The organism is Gordonia sp. (in: high G+C Gram-positive bacteria) (assembly GCF_047600385.1).
Taxonomy (GTDB): domain Bacteria; phylum Actinomycetota; class Actinomycetes; order Mycobacteriales; family Mycobacteriaceae; genus Gordonia.
Genome location: NZ_JASGKZ010000001.1, coordinates 3,260,850 through 3,278,569, shown reverse-complemented (window position 1 = coordinate 3,278,569; position 17,720 = coordinate 3,260,850). Strand labels below are relative to the sequence as shown.

Annotated in this window: 14 protein-coding genes and 1 pseudogene; 3 read left to right on the top strand and 12 right to left on the bottom strand. The window is 66.6% G+C overall.

From position 1 onward, the window contains the following. Positions 1-2 precede the first annotated feature (2 nt). From QM809_RS14790 to QM809_RS14750, 9 genes are all read right to left on the bottom strand, one after another. Entirely contained in the window at positions 3-3,371 is a 3,369-nt protein-coding gene (locus tag QM809_RS14790) for a DUF499 domain-containing protein (protein ID WP_415046484.1), read from the bottom strand. Between the two features lie 110 nt (positions 3,372-3,481). Further along, complete coding sequence (locus QM809_RS14785) at positions 3,482-4,558, bottom strand: DUF1156 domain-containing protein (protein ID WP_415046483.1); 1,077 nt, start codon at positions 4,556-4,558, stop codon at positions 3,482-3,484. An 85-nt stretch (positions 4,559-4,643) separates the two neighbouring features. Beyond that, positions 4,644-6,254 carry a DUF1156 domain-containing protein gene (locus tag QM809_RS14780; protein WP_415046482.1) on the bottom strand — a complete coding sequence of 537 codons (1,611 nt, stop codon included), beginning with the start codon at positions 6,252-6,254 and terminating at the stop codon, positions 4,644-4,646. A 159-nt stretch (positions 6,255-6,413) separates the two neighbouring features. Then, a complete protein-coding gene (locus QM809_RS14775) occupies positions 6,414-9,980 on the bottom strand; it encodes a helicase-related protein (protein WP_415046481.1) in 3,567 nt (1,188 codons plus the stop codon). Positions 9,981-10,177: 197 nt separating this feature from the next. Beyond that, positions 10,178-10,795 carry a hypothetical protein gene (locus QM809_RS14770; protein ID WP_415046480.1) on the bottom strand — a complete coding sequence of 206 codons (618 nt, stop codon included), beginning with the start codon at positions 10,793-10,795 and terminating at the stop codon, positions 10,178-10,180. Then, on the bottom strand, positions 10,765-11,406 hold the full coding sequence (locus QM809_RS14765; RefSeq protein ID WP_415046478.1) for a hypothetical protein: 642 nt from the start codon (positions 11,404-11,406) through the stop codon (positions 10,765-10,767). The genes QM809_RS14770 and QM809_RS14765 overlap by 31 nt, the downstream gene beginning before the upstream one ends. Before the next feature lie 101 nt (positions 11,407-11,507). After that, a complete protein-coding gene (locus tag QM809_RS14760) occupies positions 11,508-13,805 on the bottom strand; it encodes an excinuclease ABC subunit UvrA (protein WP_415046477.1) in 2,298 nt (765 codons plus the stop codon). A 78-nt stretch (positions 13,806-13,883) separates the two neighbouring features. Next, positions 13,884-14,105 carry a hypothetical protein gene (locus QM809_RS14755; RefSeq protein WP_415046476.1) on the bottom strand — a complete coding sequence of 74 codons (222 nt, stop codon included), beginning with the start codon at positions 14,103-14,105 and terminating at the stop codon, positions 13,884-13,886. Positions 14,106-14,398: 293 nt separating this feature from the next. Beyond that, positions 14,399-14,725, bottom strand: a complete 327-nt coding sequence (locus tag QM809_RS14750; RefSeq protein WP_415047149.1) for a hypothetical protein — start codon at positions 14,723-14,725, stop codon at positions 14,399-14,401. A gap of 28 nt (positions 14,726-14,753) precedes the next feature. Here QM809_RS14750 and QM809_RS14745 point away from each other — a divergent pair, with 28 nt between their 5' ends. Next, positions 14,754-15,038, top strand: coding sequence for a hypothetical protein (locus tag QM809_RS14745; RefSeq protein WP_415047148.1), 285 nt, complete (start codon positions 14,754-14,756; stop codon positions 15,036-15,038). Here QM809_RS14745 and QM809_RS14740 read toward each other — a convergent pair. The 3 genes and pseudogenes from QM809_RS14740 to QM809_RS14730 all read right to left on the bottom strand — a co-directional run. Then, a pseudogene (locus tag QM809_RS14740) lies at positions 14,958-15,137 on the bottom strand (metallophosphoesterase); the annotation flags it as partial. The gene QM809_RS14745 and the pseudogene QM809_RS14740 sit on opposite strands and share 81 nt — an antisense overlap. A gap of 83 nt (positions 15,138-15,220) precedes the next feature. Then, positions 15,221-15,712, bottom strand: a complete 492-nt coding sequence (locus QM809_RS14735; protein ID WP_415046475.1) for a dual specificity protein phosphatase family protein — start codon at positions 15,710-15,712, stop codon at positions 15,221-15,223. Then, positions 15,709-16,383 carry an HAD domain-containing protein gene (locus tag QM809_RS14730; RefSeq protein ID WP_415046474.1) on the bottom strand — a complete coding sequence of 225 codons (675 nt, stop codon included), beginning with the start codon at positions 16,381-16,383 and terminating at the stop codon, positions 15,709-15,711. The genes QM809_RS14735 and QM809_RS14730 overlap by 4 nt, the downstream gene beginning before the upstream one ends. Positions 16,384-16,799: 416 nt before the next feature. Between QM809_RS14730 and QM809_RS14725 the strand changes: the two genes are divergently transcribed. Continuing rightward, on the top strand, positions 16,800-16,973 hold the full coding sequence (locus tag QM809_RS14725; RefSeq protein ID WP_415046473.1) for a hypothetical protein: 174 nt from the start codon (positions 16,800-16,802) through the stop codon (positions 16,971-16,973). Continuing rightward, positions 16,967-17,122, top strand: a complete 156-nt coding sequence (locus tag QM809_RS14720; protein WP_415046472.1) for a hypothetical protein — start codon at positions 16,967-16,969, stop codon at positions 17,120-17,122. Before QM809_RS14725 ends, QM809_RS14720 begins: the two co-directional genes overlap by 7 nt. Positions 17,123-17,720: the final 598 nt, after the last annotated feature.

Genomic DNA, 17,720 nt, shown 5'->3' with positions numbered 1-17,720 from the left:
CGTCAGTCTCTCTCGAAGCCATGCTGGTCGAAGTCGAGCACGGCCGAGTTCTCACGCACCGTGCGTTCGGTGGACTCGTCGAACCCCTCGGGTGCGGTCGCACTGATCTCGAGGCGGACCTCCAGTTGCATGCCCGGCTTGATCAGGTGGCGGAGCACCTCCTGCTGGATCTCGTTGAAGTCCTTGGCCGGGAACTGCGAATCGAGGGCGACGGCGCCGAAGTAGCGGCGGTTGCGTTGCGGCGGGGTAGGTTTCGGTGGGACCGGCGGTACGATGGTTCCACCGTCGTTCTCGTCGGTTCCTTCTCGTCCCTCGTCTCCGGAATCACCCTTCCCGGCATCGGCCACATCGCGCTCGTACTGCTTCTCGGCGATGTCCGGCTTCACTACCAGTGTGTTGCTGTCGAGGTGGAGCGTCGCTTCGTGGCTGGGGAGGTGGATCCCGAGATATCGCCCGGTTTCGGCATCCCACCCTTCGGCGAAGGCGAAGCCGTCGTGCCGCCAGCCGATCGGATCGTCCTTCACCGAGTACAAGCCGTCGATCAGGACTTCTTTGTCGCGGAGACGCGGAAGATACGGGTACGTCGCGTAATAGCGGTAGAGCTGACCGACCTCGACGTGGCCGTCCTCCCAAGCCGGGGAGAGACGTCCGTTCAAATCCATCCGGATCAACGACGAGGACCGCACCGTGGTGATCTCCTCGCGGAGTTTGTCAGCGGTCCGGGCGAACAGATCCGAACCGCTGCCGCCGGTTGCGGTGGTCTCCAGTGAGAAGGTCGCGGCACCGTCCGGCTGAACGGGATACGTCCCCCACGCGAAGGCGTCGAGGAGACGCGCCGACGCGATCTGGTCGGCAGAGGAGCGTCGTTCCCTCGCCTGGGTCGTCTGCTGTCCGCCGAGTCCGAGCGAGTCGGCGTTCTCGGCCACCCACTTCCAGGCCAGATAGTCGCGCACAGCCGAGTCGAGTTCACGGGCCCGCTTGTCGTCCGCGGCGAGGAAGACGAGCGCGTTCTTGTACAGGCGATTCGCCGAGCCCATGTGCCGCAGGACGTCGGCGGTCCATTTGAGGGCGGACGACTCGGTGTTGCGGGCGGAATGGGTGTACTTCATCGGTACCACCACCAGGCGGGTTTTCGGCTCGTCGGGAACATCGGCCGACGACTCCGGGAACACGTGACAGCCGGTGAAGGTCTTGTCGCCGGTCGCGCGGCGCAGCGTCTCCAGTCTCCGCTGGACCTCGGCCCACACGTCGGCGTCGGGCAGCCCGGCCGCATGGTCGCGGGCGGCTCGCGTGGTGTTCGCCTGGGTGTCGTACCAGTAGCGACCGCCGTCGGTGTAGAGGTACGTCGACTCGTTGGCGAGCATGTCGAGTGCGGAGTGGAAGTTGCCCGGAAGGTCACCGGGGAGTGCGGTGCCGAGGAAGATCCGTTTCTTCTCTGCGCCCTTGTGTGCGGTGTGCAGGCCTGGGGTGGCCGCCATGAACGTCGCGCGTGCCAGCCGTTGGGCGCTGCCTCGTCGGCCGAAGTATTCGTTGGCGGCGTCGACGCGGTACGGCACCGAACCCGATCCGGCGACGTCGGTGGTGAGGACCGGCTTGAAGTTGTCGTCGAGGTACTTGGTGACCTCGGAGACGACGTCGGTGTCGGCGAGCGGAACGGTCCCCGGCATCACCAGCACGTGGGGGTCCTGGTCGCGCCACAGGGTACCGACGACCCGGTTCATCATCTGCAGGACGCCGCGGGTCCGCTGGAAGCGGTCGAGGGTCGACCAGTCCTGATAGAGGCGGTCGAACAGTTCGGGATGGATCGGGTAGCACTGTTTGATCCGGTCGATGTAGTCCGGGTCCCGCGTCTCGCTGGGGAAGTCGGCGTGGTGCTTCCGGTAGTACTCGACGAGGGTCTTGGCGATCACGCTGATCTCGCTGATCGCGGCGGAGTCCGGCACCGAGAAGATCCGTCGCCGGACGATCTCGAAACTCTCCTGCGCGTTGGCGGGCTGCCACTGGTCGGCGGTCCGGTTGACCACCTTCTTCAGGCGTTCGAGGGCGAGCAGACCGTGTTCGCCGCCGACCTCCTCCTCGCTGACCTCGTCGGCGTCGCCCGACCTCGACGAGGCGGGGATCGAGATCACCACCTGGATCCCGGGGATCGCGCGAGCGGCCTCGGTGAGGGTCTGGGCGAAGGTGAACTGGGTGTCGAAGTCGCCGGCGGGGAGACCGGGATTGCTGACCAGCTGCCGGGCGTAGGCCACCCACTCGTCGATGAGGATCACTGCGGGCGAATAGAGCGAGAAGAGCTCGCGGAGCGCCGCACCCGGATTGGTCGAGGCGCGGTCGGCCTCGGCGACGACGTCGTAGCCGTCCCGCCCACCCAGCTGCCAGGCGAGTTCGCCCCACATGGTCCGGATCCCGGGCCGTCCGTCGGTGTGGTCGGCGCTGGCCGGCTCCATCTGGTTTCCGACTAGTGCCGCGCGCCGGATCCCGATGGTCTTCTTCAGCTCGTCGAGCGGGTACGCCAGTTCGCCCACCTCTCCGCTGAGTTCTGCGCTCGTGGCGTCCGAGGCGATGTGCCAGAGCGCGAGCATCGAGTGGGTCTTGCCGCCGCCGAAGTTAGTCTGGAGGTTCACGACCGGAGAGGCGTTCGCATCCTTGATCATGCGGGCGACGTTGCGCGTGATCAGTTCGCGCAGGCCTTCGGTGAGGTAGGTGCGGGCGAAGAACTCCTTCGGGTCGGTGTACTCGCTCTTGTGCCCGCCGCTCTTCATCGCGACCGTGTACAGGTCGGCGGCGAACTCCGCGGCGTTGAACTGATCGTTCTGGACGTCCGGATGCGGGGCGAGGATCTCACGCCACGGCGGCAGCTTGTCCGAACCGGCGTTGAGCTTCGGATTGCGGCGGGCGGTACCGGTGTCGGCGCGATCGTAGGCGATCCGGCGGACGTCGTCGCGCAGCTTGGCGACGTGCTCGGCATCGCGCGGGGCGCCGATCGCCAGGAGGAAGCGGTTGATCGTGTCCAGCGCGCGCTGGGCGTCCTCGTTGTTGAAGGCCTTGGCGTGAGCGAGGTCGTTGCGGACCTGGATCAGTTCCGTGGCCATCCCGATCTGAGCGCGGGACAACTTCTTGCTGATCGGATCCCAGCCTCGCTGGATCTTCCACGTGATCCTGTCAGTGAGCATGCGCAGACTGTCGTAGGGGTCGTCGGGGTTGAACTGCTTGTCCGGGTGCGCGTCCTTCGCACGACGTAGGAGCTCGATCCAGCCGCCCTCGAATCCGGGAGGCAGATCGGGGCCGATCGTCTCGGTGAGGAATCGGTTCAGGGCCGGTCCCAGCAGGTCCATCGCCTGGTTGATCCGGTCTCGGTTGCTCAGCGCCACAGCATCTCCTGAGATGTTGCACACCATAGTGTGCGAATTGAAAGAAGGCTATCGAAGGGGTCGGACAGAGTGGGATGGGTCGTCGGCGGAAGAAAGCGGTCCGCGGGCGGTCAGAAGTCGAGTGCGCCTTGGGTGCTCGACGACGATGCGCCGCGCGCGATCTCGTTCCAGGCGGCACCGAGGTTGTTGAAGCTCACCGCGAGAGCGGTCTGCTTGAGATCCCCGGCGAGTTTGAACAGCAGGCCGGCGAGTTCCCGGCACAGGTCGGTGTCGACGGAGGGCGGGACCAAACCGAGCAGCGCGCTCGCTGCGGGCACGCCCTCGTCGTCGAACAGACGCGTCAGGTGCATCACCACCTCCCAGTGACTGATCGACGGGTCGACGGAGGGGTCGTAGTCGGAGGGGAGGTCACCCGGGGTGATCAGCGAGACCTTGCCGCCACCCTTGGTGAGGATGCCGGAGCGTTCCAGCGCGTCGAGTGAGATGCCGCGTGCGTTGGCGATCGATTCCGCCTCGCCGAAGGCGCCGCTCGCGAAGCCGTTCTGGCGGAACCAGGTCAGTGCGAAGCGGGTGGGGGAATCGAAGTCGTTCTCCAACTCGGTCAGCACCTCGTCGAGGATGGCGTTGATCCGCTGGAGCGCGGTCCGGACGGTCATCTTGGTGCCGTCGTCCTCCAGGACTCCACTATAGCGGGAGAAGACCGCCATACCGGGGCCGATCGCAGCCTGGGGCAGGTCGACCGGGGCGATTGAGCCTTGCTGGAGCTTCCGGAGTTCGTCGGGAAGTTCGGCCTTCAGCGCGGAGAGGAAGCCTCGGCGGTCGATCCGGGGCGCGTCGTCCGGACGTGGTCGGAGGGCGAGGACGATGGATGAGGCGAGTGCGTTAGTGCCTTGGCCGACCATTCGGTTGCTCAGCTCAGATCGCATCGGCCACGTCGCGGTAATCTTCCATCCGGATCGGGTCATTCCCTCCAGCAGGGTCTCCCAGCCCGTGGAGGCCTGGCCATCTTTGCTGGTGTCCTGCTGTTTGAACGCGTAGTAGACGGAAGTCGGAAAGTCGTCGCGCGCGTGCTCGCGGGCTTTTCGGAATACCTCACGGAACTTGCCCTCGAAGAACTCGTGCGCGCCTTGTCGCCCATTGTGGCGGTACGGATTAGCAACCAACTCTTCGGTTTTCGGCACCAGCATTGTCGACAGGAAGGATGGATATATGTCCCGTAGCGAGCGGCGTATCCAGACGTAGAAGTAGTCCGATAGGTCGGAGTATCCGATGTTATCGTAGTACGGCGGGTCGGTTGACATAACTGCGGATTGACCGACGGCATTCGATTGCGTTCTCCTGTGCAACAGTTGCCACGCCCAGCGCACGTAGTCCATCGACGACTCCGGCGGTCCATGTTTCGGAGTTATCGAACGATCCGGTGTTGTCGCCGAGCGGTGCCACTTCGGCGAAATCCCACACCATCGGCAGCGCTTGTCGAGCAAACGTCGAACTCGTGGACTCTCGGCTAACGTACCAATTGGTGAGCGTGGAGTTGCGGTCCGTCATCTTGCTGATCGCGAGACCGAGGTAAGTTGCGACGGCGTCGGCGTAGGCGGAGGCGCCTGTTCCATCTTCATCGAGGCGGGTGCCGAGTTCCAGGCCGGAGGCGAGTGCGTCGCGCTCGACCCGCTCCCGGGCTTCACCGACGAGGTCGCTGAACGTAGTGAGAGCGGTCAACTGGCGCGGGGTGAAGAGATCCGCGAACTGAGTGAGTCCGTATCGGACGACGTTGATCCGCCCCGGCCAGTCGAACAACTCCCCAGACGGCGCTGACGTTGGAGTAGGTACAGTGGCAGCGCTTGCCTGCGAATCGTTGGGAGCGAGGTAGATCCGCATACGAGGACCTTCGGCCACGGTCGCCATGAGTTGCGAACCCATTCGCTTCGCACGGCTCTCAGAGCGGACGTACTCAAGCGGAACCGCGGTCTCGCACCTGATACAGGTCGCACCCGTACGACTGACCGTGCCGTCGTTCTCCTTGGTCGGCGCCTGAGCGGGATCGTGGCCGATCTCGTACCGGACGGTCTTGCCCTCGATCACCGGGACCACGTAGGCCTCCTTGCCCTTCTTCTTGCCGAGCCACCACGAGCGGACGAGTGGCATGGCGATCCGGCACTCGGGGTTGGGGCAGGTGACGGTGCGGGCCCAGATCCAGGCGATCACTGTCGCCTCGGAGCCGTCCGGAAGCTGAGCCTTCGGGTACAGGTGCCCGATGCGCTTCTCGGCCTCGTCGCGCATCCACTGTCCGTACCGCCGAACGTCTTCGGCGAGGCCGGTGGCGCGCGGCCAGCTCTGGATGGTCTCGTCGGCGGCGCCCGGGAAGACGGGGCGCTGTCCGGCGAACTTCGGCGGGATCTCGATGAGCGCCTTGTTGATCAGCACCGCGACCGGGTTCAAGTCGGACGCGTGGGCTTCGAGGCCGAGGCGCTGCGCTTCGAGGGGGATGGTGCCGCCGCCGGCGAACGGGTCGAGGATCGGCGGCGGGTTGCCGTCGGTCGACTCCAGGATCTTGCGATGCGCTTCGGCGAGCAGTGCCTCGTCGTTCGAGTTCTCCCACACTACGAGCCGCTCGATCAGCTCGAAGAGGCGCTTGCGCTCGGCGTTCTGGTGGTCCTCCGTGGGGTAGAGGTCGGGCCGGCTGGCGGGGTCGTCGACCAACTGCGCGAAGAGCACGGCTCTGGCGGCGGCGAGGGGGCGTCGTGCCCACCACAGGTGCAGCGTGGAGGGGTGGCCGTGCCGGATCGACTTCTCGCGAGTGGACTCCTCATTGATCTTCTGGAGCGGGATGCTGACCTCGATCAGCTTGCGTCTGTTCACAACTCGGTGTGCGTCTTCGGTCATGGAGGTCCTCGTGTCGATCGGATGGTGCGAGTGGTGTCGGCGTTCGCGCGGGGTCGGGTTCAGGCGGTGCGGAACAGAACAGGATCGCACATCATGGTGTGTGATATCGAGTCGGGTGTGCGTATCGGGTGACGGGTGTCTCCCGACCGCTCGATCGGTTCAGTGCGGCGGCTTCGCCTTGGCCCAGGCTCGGTTCCAGTCGAGTTCGACGCCGGCGAGATCGGCGCCACCCATGTCGAAGCTGTGGAAGTAGTCGGTGAGGTAGCGCACCTCGTCGTGCTCGGGTCCGAGGTCGCTGACCCGGACCATGGCGAGCCGGTGGTCGTGCCCGGTGTTCTTGGCGTACAGCACCTGGTTGGCGCTGACATGGAACGTCGTGCCGCCCTCGACCCGGCCTTTGACCTCGATGAACACCGGGGGCCGTCGAGTGGCGTCGGGGGAGTCTCCGACCGGATGTTCGGAGATGAGGTCGTAGCCGGGGTTGTTGTGCGGCATCTCCTCGGGGAGACGGCCGAGCCCGATCTCGGCGGCGCACACCGCGGTGACGGCCCGTCGATCGGTGGCCTCCGTGTCTCTCGCCCGGTCGGCGGCCGGATCTCGGACGGTGCCGGCGGGGACCACCAGCATCGCAGCTTGGAGCACCGGCGGGCGGGCGCTCAGAGCGGCATCCCGATCGAGTTCGGCCATGCGTCGTCGCAGACGGAGCTGGAGTTCCTGAGCCAACCGCTCCAGGCGTTCCGGGCTCTGGCGTCGTCGTCTCCTGCTGCCGGACTCCCGTTCCTCGCGCAGTCGCGCCGCCTGGGAGGAGAGGTGATTGATCTGTTCGACGAGACGCTCGTGTACGGCGGATCGGGTCTTCTCTACGGTGGGGAGAAGGTGTTCACGGACGTCGCGGAGGTGGTTCTGCTGAGCGACGGTGGCGGCCCAGGCGGTGGCGGTTCGTTCGAAGGTTGGTCTCGACTCCGCTCGACCATCGAGATGAACTCGGCTGTCGAGATTGGGGTGACTGTCGAGATGAGTCGGACTGTCGGAGCGAACCCGACCGTCGAGATGTACTCGGCTGTCGACGACTGCGGGTGGCAACGGACTCAGGTCGAGGTGCGGGGCGGGACCGGCATCGGCGACGGTGCCGTCGGCTTCGACGCGGACGAAGGCGAAACGTCTGCTCACGGTGTTTCCTCGGCCGTCGACCACCTCCCCGGTCAGGGCGACGATCACGTACGGATCGGTGCTCGGGTCCTCCGGCGCGAAGAGCGTCGTGCCCGACCGCAAGGCGGTCGCGTGAGTCTCGATGAGGACGTCGAGCAACTCGTCCATCAGCGGATGGCCGGGCGCCAACAGATCGGCGCGGATCGGCCCCGCGACGGCGGCGGGATCGAACGTGACCCGTTCGTAGGCGCGGGTGACGGGGCGGCCGGCGTGCGTCTTGCGGGTGTCCCTCGATCGCAGGACCGCGGGGACGTTCGAGATCTGGAAGCGGCCGCGCTCGCGTCGGGACAGGCGTCCGCCGACCTCGTCGAACGCCGCACGGAAGAACCGCTCGATGTAGTGCGGTTGAAGACGCCGCGCATTGGCCTCGTCCATCTCGCGGCGCAGCCGATCGAGCTGGGTTCGGCTCAACGTCTCGCGGGCGAGCGCACGCTCGTCGACCAGCGTCTTGCACCCCTCGGCGATCTCGGCGTTGACCACTCTCTCGATGTCCACGAGGCGTTGCGGATCGTCGCCGTAGAGGATCGCGTTCCAGAGCAGGTCGCGCAGCGGACGATCGGTGAAGGCGTCGCCGAGGACGTCGAAGAGCTTGCCGCCGTACGCTGCGCGCTGCTGCTCCATCTTGTCCAGGAGTCGCGCGTAGACGTGGCCCTCACGGGTCTCGTCGGCGACGATGTTCCACAGGCGGCAGACGTTGCGCTGCCCGATACGGTGGATCCGACCGAACCGCTGCTCGATCCGGTTCGGATTCCAGGGCAGGTCGTAGTTGATCATCAGGTGCGCCGCCTGCAGGTTCAGGCCCTCGCCGGCGGCGTCCGTGGCGACCAGGATCTGACGCGCGGGCTCGTTGGTGAACTGCTCGCGGACGGTGATCCGATCGGTGCGGGACGTCCCGCCGTGAATGGTCACGACGGCGTCGTCGTTTCCGATGATGTTGCGGAGCTGCCGGGCGAGATGGTCGAGAGTGTCGCGGTGCTCGGTGAAGACGATCAGCTTCCGGGGACGACCGTCCCTGTCGCGCAGAAGACTCCGGTCGGTGAGGAGGCTGCGGAGCTGACTCCACTTGCGGTCGACTCCGCGGTCCCGGACACGGGTGGCGAGTGCGACGAGCCGGTCGAGCGCGAGGAGTTCCGCATCGAGTTCGGCGATCGTGCGAGCCGCCGTCGCCGCGTCGAGGACCTCGTCTTCGAGTTCCTCGAACTCCGCGGCGGAGTATTCGTCTTGGTCGTAGCCGTCGAGTCCGCGGACCGAGGGGCCGCCCGGGTCGTCGAACCGGGTACGGCCGGCGACGATGTCCGCACGCCTGGCGGTGAGTCTGTCACGACGGCGTTGCAGACTGCGCAGGACGGCGTGCGTACTCGAGGCGAGACGCCTCTGCAGCACGGTGAGGGCGAAGCCCACGGTGCGGCGCCGGGGTGAATCGCCGTCTCGCGTCACCTGATTCATCTGGTGGCGTACGTAGTGGGTCACCTCGTCGTACAGTTCGCGCTCGTCGTCGGACAACTGGTACGGAACCGTCTCGGCGATCCGTTCGGGGAACAGCGGTCGGCCTTCGAAGGTGAGGAGTTCCTCCTTGACCATGCGCCGCATGATCCCGGTGGTGTCGGCCGTGCCGTCCGATCGCGGCCGACCGGCGAACCGGTCCTCGTCGAGCAGTGAGAGGAAGATCTGGAAGTCGTCCTCGTCGCCCGCGTGCGGGGTGGCCGTCATCAACAGGAGATTGCGAGTGAGAGAGCCGAGGAGCCGACCGAGCTTGAATCGCTGGGTTTCGCGGAGATCGCCGTCGGCGCCGTGTCGACTGGCCGACATCCGGTGCGCCTCGTCGACGACGACCAGATCCCACTCCGAATCCTCGAGGTGGGCAAGCAGTTCCGGGTTCCGGGCGAGTTGATCCATCCGCGCGATCATCATCGGGTTCCCGGGAAACGGGTCACCGTGTGGACTCGCGGCGATCAGTTCACGGCTGAGTACGGTGGCCTGCAACCCGAACTTGGTCAGCAGTTCGTCCTGCCATTGCTCGACCAGACTCCCGGGTGCGACGATCAGCATGCGGGTCAGATCTCCGCGGAGGAGGAGTTCTTTCGCATACAGACCGGCCATGATCGTCTTGCCCGCGCCGGGATCGTCGGCGAGAAGGAAGCGCAACGGTGTTCGTGGAAGGAGCTCGCCGTAGACCGCGCGCAACTGGTGGGGCAGCGGGGAGATGTCACTGGTGGCGACCGCGACCATGGGATCACCGATGCCGGCCATCGAGATCCGGAGCGCTTCGGTGGCGAGCCGGAACCGCTGCGGGTCGGCGTCGAACGCCCAGTGCGTCCGTTCGGGATCGACGATCTCGATCGCGGCGACGTCGTCGGCGAAGAGCATCTCCTCGCTGAACGCGCCTCCCTCGGTGCGGACGACGATCGTCGCGGAATCGGTTCCGTGCGTGGTGACGGAGACGAGCGTCACCGGTCCGGACCAGCGGCCGGTGAGAGTGAGTCCGGCGGTGAGATCGGTGAGATCGATGACTGACACTGAAGCCCCCTATCGGTTACGTGCACACCATAGTGTGCATATGATCGATGGGAGTGACGTCGACCGTTCCGAGATCAACCGTTCCGAGTGCGTGAGGCGGTGGCTTCGACGTTCAGGGGTGCGGGGTGGGCGGTGCTCTCCTCCGAAAGGTGGAGCCGTCGAGCGGAAGAGCCCGGGAGAAAGGGGCGCGTCGGGTCTCAGCCGACCCAGTCGACCAGCTTGGCGGCGATGCGCGCGTCGTTGAGCAGGTTGAAGTGGTTGGCGCGGCCGAGATGGAGGCCGTTGTCCTCGGTGAAGCCGATGTGGCGGGTCGAGTTCCGGCCGCCGGCGCTGTGGTGCAGCACCAGGCCGTCGCCGATCACCCGGCTCAGCGGGTGCTTCGGGTCGCGGGTGAGGGTGGCCGAGACCCAGTAGTGGTCGACGCCGGGCAGCAGGGGGACCTCCGCGGCCATCGCCGCGGCCAGACCGTCGGGGTCGCGGCCCTGCCAGTCGGAGTCGACCAGCGAACCGGCCCGCAGATCGCGGATCCCCCCGGAACGACGGCGCAGGAGACGCCCGAACGCGTTGGTCTCCGGGCGGGCCGCCAGGATCGCGCTCGCCTGGTGTGCGAGGTTCTCCAGCGGCGCACCCGAATGCGGGGTGCCGAGACTGACGTAGGTCTTGGCCTTGCCGGTCCACTCGTGCGCGGCCTCGTACCCGTGGTGCCCGGCGCTCCGCAGCACCAGGCCGCCCATGGAATGGCCGATCAGCGACACGTCGTCGACGTCGACGGGCCAGAAACGGATCAGGTCGTCGAGCAGCTCGGACAGGTCCATCCCGTTGGTCGAATGCGCCGCCCGGTGTTGTAGCGGATGAAGACGCTGGTCACGCCGTTCGCCCACAGGAGATGCTCGTACGCGGCCGATTTGGTCTGGTTGATCCGCCAGTGGTGTTCGGTCTCGATCAGGCCGTGGACGAAGACCGCGATCCGCCTCCCGGCGCGCGGGAACGCGGCCCGCAGCCCCTCGGGCGTCGCCGGCACCGGCCGGCCGGCGACGCGGATCGAGACGTTGTCGTCGGTCAGCGCCGACTGGGTGCCGTCGAGCTCGTCGCCGATCAGACCGTTCACGATGCCGATCAGGCTCGCACCGGCGGTGCTCGACGACGGCGGCTTGCGCAACGGCAGATCCGCGAACTCGCCGCTGATCTCGCCGGCCCGCGCGGTGGACTCGCCGATCACGCGGTACACGCCGTCGGCGATGCCGTCGTGCATGGCCTTGACCGGGGCGACCGTGGAACCCAGCCCCCTGCGGAGGATCCCGAACGTCCGGTCGGAGATGGCGCGGTGGGTCTGGTGGATGCCCGCCAATGCCTTCGACAGTTCGGTCAGCCCCAACTCGGCGAGGGCGCGGACCTCGCGTTGGCGCTGTTCGATGTCGTCGCTCATGCATCTATGGTGCACACTCGTGCACTGAATGGCAAGGGGTGCCGCGAAGATCGTCGCATCCCCGGTTCGGGGGATTCTCTCCGCGGACCCGCCGCACCGCGTCAGTCCGGGACGGGAACGTCCCCGTGATAGACGGCCAGGGCGCGCCCCGTCGCCGAGTCGTGATCTCCGCACAGGTCGGCGGGCTTTCCAGCGAATCGCAGTCGGCCGCCGTCGGTTCCGGCGCCGGGGCCGATGTCGATCACGTGATCGGCCTGCGCCACCACCCGCAGATTGTGTTCGACGACGACGAGCGTCGCCCCGCCGTCGACCAGTTCGGCGAACAGTCGTCCCAGACGGTCGACGTCGGAGGGGTGCAGTCCGGTGGTCGGCTCGTCCAGGACGATCCGCTCGGACGTCAGATCGGTGACCCGGCTCAGATGTCGCGCGAGCAGGAGCCGTTGCTTCTCGCCCCCGGACAGGGTGTCCAGCGACTGCCCGACGGCGAGGTAGCCGAGCCCCACCCGCTCCATCCAGGCCGTCGCCTCGGCGATGTCGGTGCGCTGGGCGAAGAGTTCGCCGACGGCCGCCGGCGGCATGGTCAGGACGTCGGCGATGGTGTGCCCGTCGATGGTCACCGCGAGCGAGGTCTCGTTGAAACGCCTGCCCTCGCACCGGTCGCAGGGTGTCGAGACGTCGTCGAGGAACGCCAACTCGGTGGTGATGTATCCCTTGCCCCTGCAGGTGGGGCAGGCGCCCTTGGAGTTGAAGCTGAACCAGGACGGATCCAGGTGCGAGCGCTCGGCGAACGCGCCGCGCACGGAGTCGGCGACGCCGAGCATGCTGAGCGACGTCGACCGCACCCCGCCGCGCAGCGGATCCTGGCCCACCACGGTGAACTCCGGGAACTGCGCGGGCAGTTCGACGGTGGCCAGGGAGCTCTTCCCCGAGCCGGCGACCCCGGTGACCGCGGTCAACACGCCGAGGGAGACGTCGACGTCGAACCCGGTCAGGTTGTGCGCCCGGGCGTTCTCGATCCGGACGTGGCCGGTCGGGGTGCGGACCGGTTCACGGAAGACGAGGCGCTCGGTCATCAGCCGCCCGGTGAGCGTGCCGCTGTCCCGCAACTGCGCAGGCGTCCCCTCGAACTGGACGGCGCCGCCGTTCCGGCCCGCTCCGGGACCCATGTCGACGATGTGGTCGGCGATCCGGATCACCTGCGGATGATGCTCCACCACCAGCACCGTGTTCCCCGCGTCGCGCAATCGGAGGAGGAGCGCGTTGAGGCGCTCGACGTCGGCCGGATGCAGGCCGGTGGACGGCTCGTCGAACACGTAGGTGCAGTCGGTGAGCGCGCTGCCGAGATGTCGCACGATCTTCACGCGCTGCGCCTCGCCCCCGGACAGCGACGACGACTCGCGGTCCAGAGTCAGGTAGCCCAGACCCACCGAGAGCAGCGCGTCGAGGGTGTCGCGCAGGGCGCCGACCGCGGGCGTCACCCGGGGATCGTCGACGTCGTCGAGCAGGATGCGCAGCGCCGACACCGACATCGCGGTCCAGTCGACGATCGAGCGCCCGTCGATCAGGCTGGCCCGGGCGGCGGCGTTCACCCGAGCGCCGTGACAGTCCGGACAGACGCCCCGGTCGGTCACCCGATCGAGTTCGGCGGCCACCTGCGCGGACATGTTCGCCGGCCGGTTCTTCACGTAGACGTCGCGCATGCGGGTCACCACGCCGTCGAACTTCGCGGTCTTCGGGAACTCCGGGTCGGGGTTCGGGAGCTTCATCTGATCGGCGTAGAGGAACTGACGCATCTGCTCGTCGGTGAAGTCGCGCAGGGGAGTGTTCCGGTCGAACAGGCCGCAGTAGGCGAAGCGCTTCCAGCGGTAGGTCTGCGGCCGGAACGCGCTGAACCGGACCGGGCCCTGGTCGATGGTCTTGTCCAGATCGAGGAGGGCGTCGACGTCGATGTCGACCACCACGCCGAGGCCCTCGCAGCGCGGGCACATGCCCGACGGGTCGTTGAACGAGTACGCGGGGGAGTAGCCGGCGTTCGGCTCGCCGATCCGGGAGAACACCAGACGCAGCAGCGGTGCGAGGTCGGCGGCGGTGGCGACCGTGGACCGCGAGTTGCCGGTGAACCGGCGCTGATCCACCCGGACCGTGAACGTGAGACCGTCGATCAGATCGATCTCCGGGGCCGGATACTGCGGCAGCCGGTTCCGGATGAACGACGGGTAGGCGTCGTTGACCAGCCGTTGCGCCTGCGCGGCGATCGTGTCCAGCACCAACGACGACTTCCCCGAACCGGAGACGCCGGTGAACACGGTGAGGGCGTTCTTGGGGACGTCGACGGTGACGTCCCGCAGATTGTTGGTGCGAGCGCCCGCGACATGGATTCGGTCGATGGTCCGTGGCATGAGTCGTACGGTACCGCCGGGGGTCGCGACATCGGGACGAATGGAGTCGAGGCTCCCGGTCGACGGTTCGACGTCGCCTCACCGGTCGCGGACCTCGCGGCGGTCCCACCAGTCCTCTGACGCGTACGCGTCGGGAGAGGGAGCCGTCGCCTCCCGGTAGCGGTCGTCGAGTCGTTCGACGGCGACGCGCAACTTGTGTGCGCGGCGGCCGCGTCGTCGCCGGAGGGATTCGAGACGCCGTCGGGAGTGGGTGTCGATGTACAGCCCGCTCGTGCAGCAGGGGCAGGCGTAATACGACAAGCGGGACAATATGACGTAGTCCGGTCCGCTGCGGTTGAGCGCTTCGAGCTGTTCGACCGTTCGTCGCCACTCGCGTAGATAACGGAGGGCTGCACCGTCGCGCCGCGGTCTCCGCGGTCGGTGCGGGTTCACCGTGTGGGCCGGGACACCGGCCTTTCATGGATTCCAGAATCAAGAGTGTGCATCGTCGTACGCCGTGACGTGGCGCGGCCGGTGAGGAGAAGTTGCCTTCTCAGGGTACGCCGGGTGCCTTGATGACTCGGGGCTCTCCGGTTCGTCGGGGGCGAGTCGAGTCAGGCGGGTGTGACGACGTGGAACGTCCAGTGGTCGTTGGTGACGTCGTATTCGGCGATGTTGAGTTGGCCGCCGTTCTCGGGGCTGCCGTCGAGGTAGAGATGTCCCTCGTCCATGTACGGATCATCACTGCCGTCGCGGTGCATGCCGCGGGTGCCGACGTGGCCGGCGACGATGAGTTTGCCGACGGTGTGAGCGCCGAGGCTGGGAGGGTACTTCTCGATCATCTCGACCGGGTCGGTGCCGAGTTTCCAGTGTTCGCCGGCGTCCTCGTCGAGTCCGGCGTGCACGGCGATGAATCGCCGGTGTTCGGAGAAGAAGGGCATTCTGGTTGAGCCAGTGGAGGAGCCAGGGGTGCGCTGTGACGATGCGGTCGCGGATCTCGGCGCTGATCGGCCCGAGTTTGTCGTAGTCGCCACCGGTGGCGGCGAGCCGCTGTTCGAGTTCGTCGGCGTCGAGGTCGGGGAGGAGGCTTCGTGTGGTGGTCAGGTCGGCGTCGGCGTAGAGCCAGACCGGGTCGGTGTCGGCGTCGTGGAGCCAGAGTCGGAGCCATTCCTCGTGGTTGCCGCGCAGGACGGTGACCTGATCACCGTGTGGTCCGGTGTCGAGTCGGTGCATGCGGGTGAGGCATTCGAGTGAGTGGGGTCCGCGGTCGATCAGATCGCCGAGTTGGATGAGGTGGTTCGCGGGGTCGTCGAGGTCGATCAGGTCCAGGGCCCGGTCGAGCAGGTCGTGCATTCCGTGGACGTCGGGGATGATCCAGATCCGCGACGGCTCCACGAGACGGTCCTCCCTGTGCCGGGGCGTCGGTGGTTCTTCGGTCATCGGTCGATCGGGTTCTCGTGGAGCCAGGCGACGAAGTGGGTGTTGTAGAGGGCTTTCGGGTGACGGCCGGCGCGGACGGCCGTGATGGCCTCGTCGGCGGTCATGCCGCGGTGCATGAGGGCGCGGGCCACGATGACGCCGGAACGGTTCAAGCCTGCTTGGCAGTGCACCAGGACGTCGTCGCCGGTCGCGGACAGGTCCACGACGAGACGGGCCAGCGGATCGACCAGAGTCATGCTCTGCGTGCTGGAGTCGGTCATGTCCACGACGGTGCTGGTGGCGAGGACGTGGTCGGGGCGAAAACCGAGGACGCCCGCGAGGTTGACGACGTGCCGGAACCGGCCCGGCAGCGGAAGCTTGTCCTGCGGGCAACCTGCCTGCCAGATCCCCTCGGCGATCTCGCTGAACATGGGCATGCTGATGTCGCCGTCGTTGAGCTTGACGCCCATCCGGGCGGTGATGAGCGACCCTCTGGGCGGGTGGTTCATGTGGTTCCTCTCGTCGGCGGGTTCAGGTGGGTGCCGACGAACTCGTCGATACGGTCCATGTGCTCGCGGGTCATCCCGACGCGCGGATCGGTCTCGATCAGCAGGGTCCGGTTCGGGTCGCGGCTGGACCAGAGGTCGCTGTCGCCGTGGTCGAGTTGGTCGTCGATGAACACCAGCGGGCGGTCTGCGGCGGCTTGGAGAAGTTGTCGGGCCTTCCAGTCGGCGACGTGCTCGGACGGGTGTGGTTCGAGTTCGGTGTCGAGTGTGGAAGGCATCGGTTCGATGTTCAGCAGTGGGGCCAGGTATTTGTTGGCGGCCACGGCCGGCCAGGTGGAGGCCCACCGCACGTCGGCGCCGCGGGTGCGCAGGTCGGTGATCCACGGTCCGTGTAGATCGGGATTGAGCACCAGCGGTAGCTGTCGTCGTGGGCGGGGATCGTGGTTGATGAACGGGCTGTCCGGCCAGAGCCGGTTGTCGACGAAGATTCTGTGCGTCTTCCATCCGGGCACCCGGCCGCGCATTCGGCCTTTGGGGTCGGTCGGGTTGAGGACTCCGTCGATGTCCAACGCGACCAGCGGCCGGTTGTCGTCCACCGTGGTTTCCTTCCCCGGGACGTCGGGTGACGTGGCCGGGGTGTCCTGGTCGGGGCGGGTGGAGTCGTCGTGGGTCATGAGGTCCTCCTCGATCGGGTAGGGGTGAGGTGCGAGGTCGACTCCGCCGGTCTGTCAGAGGCCGACCGTACTGCGTCCGCTGTGGATCGAGAAGAGGATTTTCGCGCCGGCACCGCGGCGGGTGGATATGAGCGGCGGGACCGTGGATCGTCAGGTCAGGCTACGTGACGAGGCCTGCGGCGGTTGAGTGACTCGCACCGGGGGAGCTGCTGCGCGAGTAATTCTGGATGGTGTTCGACGTCTGAACGGCGGTGACCCGATCGACCCGTCCGAGCTGGAAGACTTCGAGGCCGTCGAACAGCCGCCGTTGCCGCTGGCTTCCGTGTCGATCACCGAGGCGACCCCGCCGGGTGAGCGGGGCGGTCTGCGACGGGAGGGCGGTCTCCTCGGCCGCGTGGTCGGAGAGGGCGACGCCGATGACGCAGCTGCGTACGACGGTGATGGGGCACGGTTTCTCGAAGAGGCGCATCGACGCCGAGCAGAAGGCCGGACACGCCGGGCACGATCGCGATATGAAGACGGCCTGGGACGCGATCGAGGGCGGACCGTACCGCGTCGTCGGCGAGGGCGGAAGCCTGCCGAGGTGCTGATACTGAAGCCGAGCGCGACTGATGAGGGTGTGATGTACGTGTTGATCGGTGACAAGCTCGGCAAGGCGGTCGTCGAGGAGATCGCAGTCGAGAAATGGAGACGAGACGAGAGAACCCCACAGACCACGGGGTTCTCTCGTCTCAGTTGAAGTATCTATCATCCAGGCATGTAGATACCTTCAGACCAGCGGCAACTGGTGGAGCAGTGGGCGTTGTATGTCTTCCCTGCCACCTCTATGTAAGCGGTGACTTCAGTACGCCCTGGCGCATAAACCTGCATAGAGTAGGACCATCCGGCATTGTCTCTCTCGCGATTCGTCCAGCCTTGGCGAATCGCTTTGATGCTCTTGACTGTGACCTGCTTCCTTCCGCTGTATTCCACAAAGTTGGTTCCACAGCGCGGAGCGGTGATCATGTAGGCGGTGCCCCCGGGCACCGCCTTGCTGCTTAAGACGTATGCCCCTTGAGCGCAGCCTGTCAAGTAGGGATCTGTGTTCCGGTGCTTAGGGTCAGCTTCTGCGGAGGCTGGGGTTACAGTCGATGCCAAGATAATCCCTATCAGGGCCGCACATAGGCGTGAATATATGCGCATTTTTCTAATATCTCCTTCGCTTGCCGTATTCGATACTGAGAACGTCCATCTAGCCGGGAAGGCCACACTTGCCTCGGGAATCATGTCCTCGCGCAGGAATTCCGGGCGATACCTTTCTGCTCGACCATGCAGGCAGGCCTTGCAAAAAATTTAGG

What these genes read in the sequence shown, in the direction of transcription:
- QM809_RS14785 (WP_415046483.1), bottom strand. Translation starts at nt 4,558, where the DNA reads ATGCTGGTGCCGAAAACCGAAGAGTTGGTTGCTAATCCGTACCGCCAC.
- QM809_RS14780 (WP_415046482.1), bottom strand. Translation starts at nt 6,254, where the DNA reads ATGACCGAAGACGCACACCGAGTTGTGAACAGACGCAAGCTGATCGAG.
- QM809_RS14770 (WP_415046480.1), bottom strand. Translation starts at nt 10,795, where the DNA reads ATGGACCTGTCCGAGCTGCTCGACGACCTGATCCGTTTCTGGCCCGTC.
- QM809_RS14765 (WP_415046478.1), bottom strand. Translation starts at nt 11,406, where the DNA reads ATGAGCGACGACATCGAACAGCGCCAACGCGAGGTCCGCGCCCTCGCC.
- QM809_RS14760 (WP_415046477.1), bottom strand. Translation starts at nt 13,805, where the DNA reads ATGCCACGGACCATCGACCGAATCCATGTCGCGGGCGCTCGCACCAAC.
- QM809_RS14750 (WP_415047149.1), bottom strand. Translation starts at nt 14,725, where the DNA reads ATGCCCTTCTTCTCCGAACACCGGCGATTCATCGCCGTGCACGCCGGA.
- QM809_RS14735 (WP_415046475.1), bottom strand. Translation starts at nt 15,712, where the DNA reads ATGAACCACCCGCCCAGAGGGTCGCTCATCACCGCCCGGATGGGCGTC.
- QM809_RS14730 (WP_415046474.1), bottom strand. Translation starts at nt 16,383, where the DNA reads ATGACCCACGACGACTCCACCCGCCCCGACCAGGACACCCCGGCCACG.
- QM809_RS14725 (WP_415046473.1), top strand. Translation starts at nt 16,800, where the DNA reads ATGACGCAGCTGCGTACGACGGTGATGGGGCACGGTTTCTCGAAGAGG.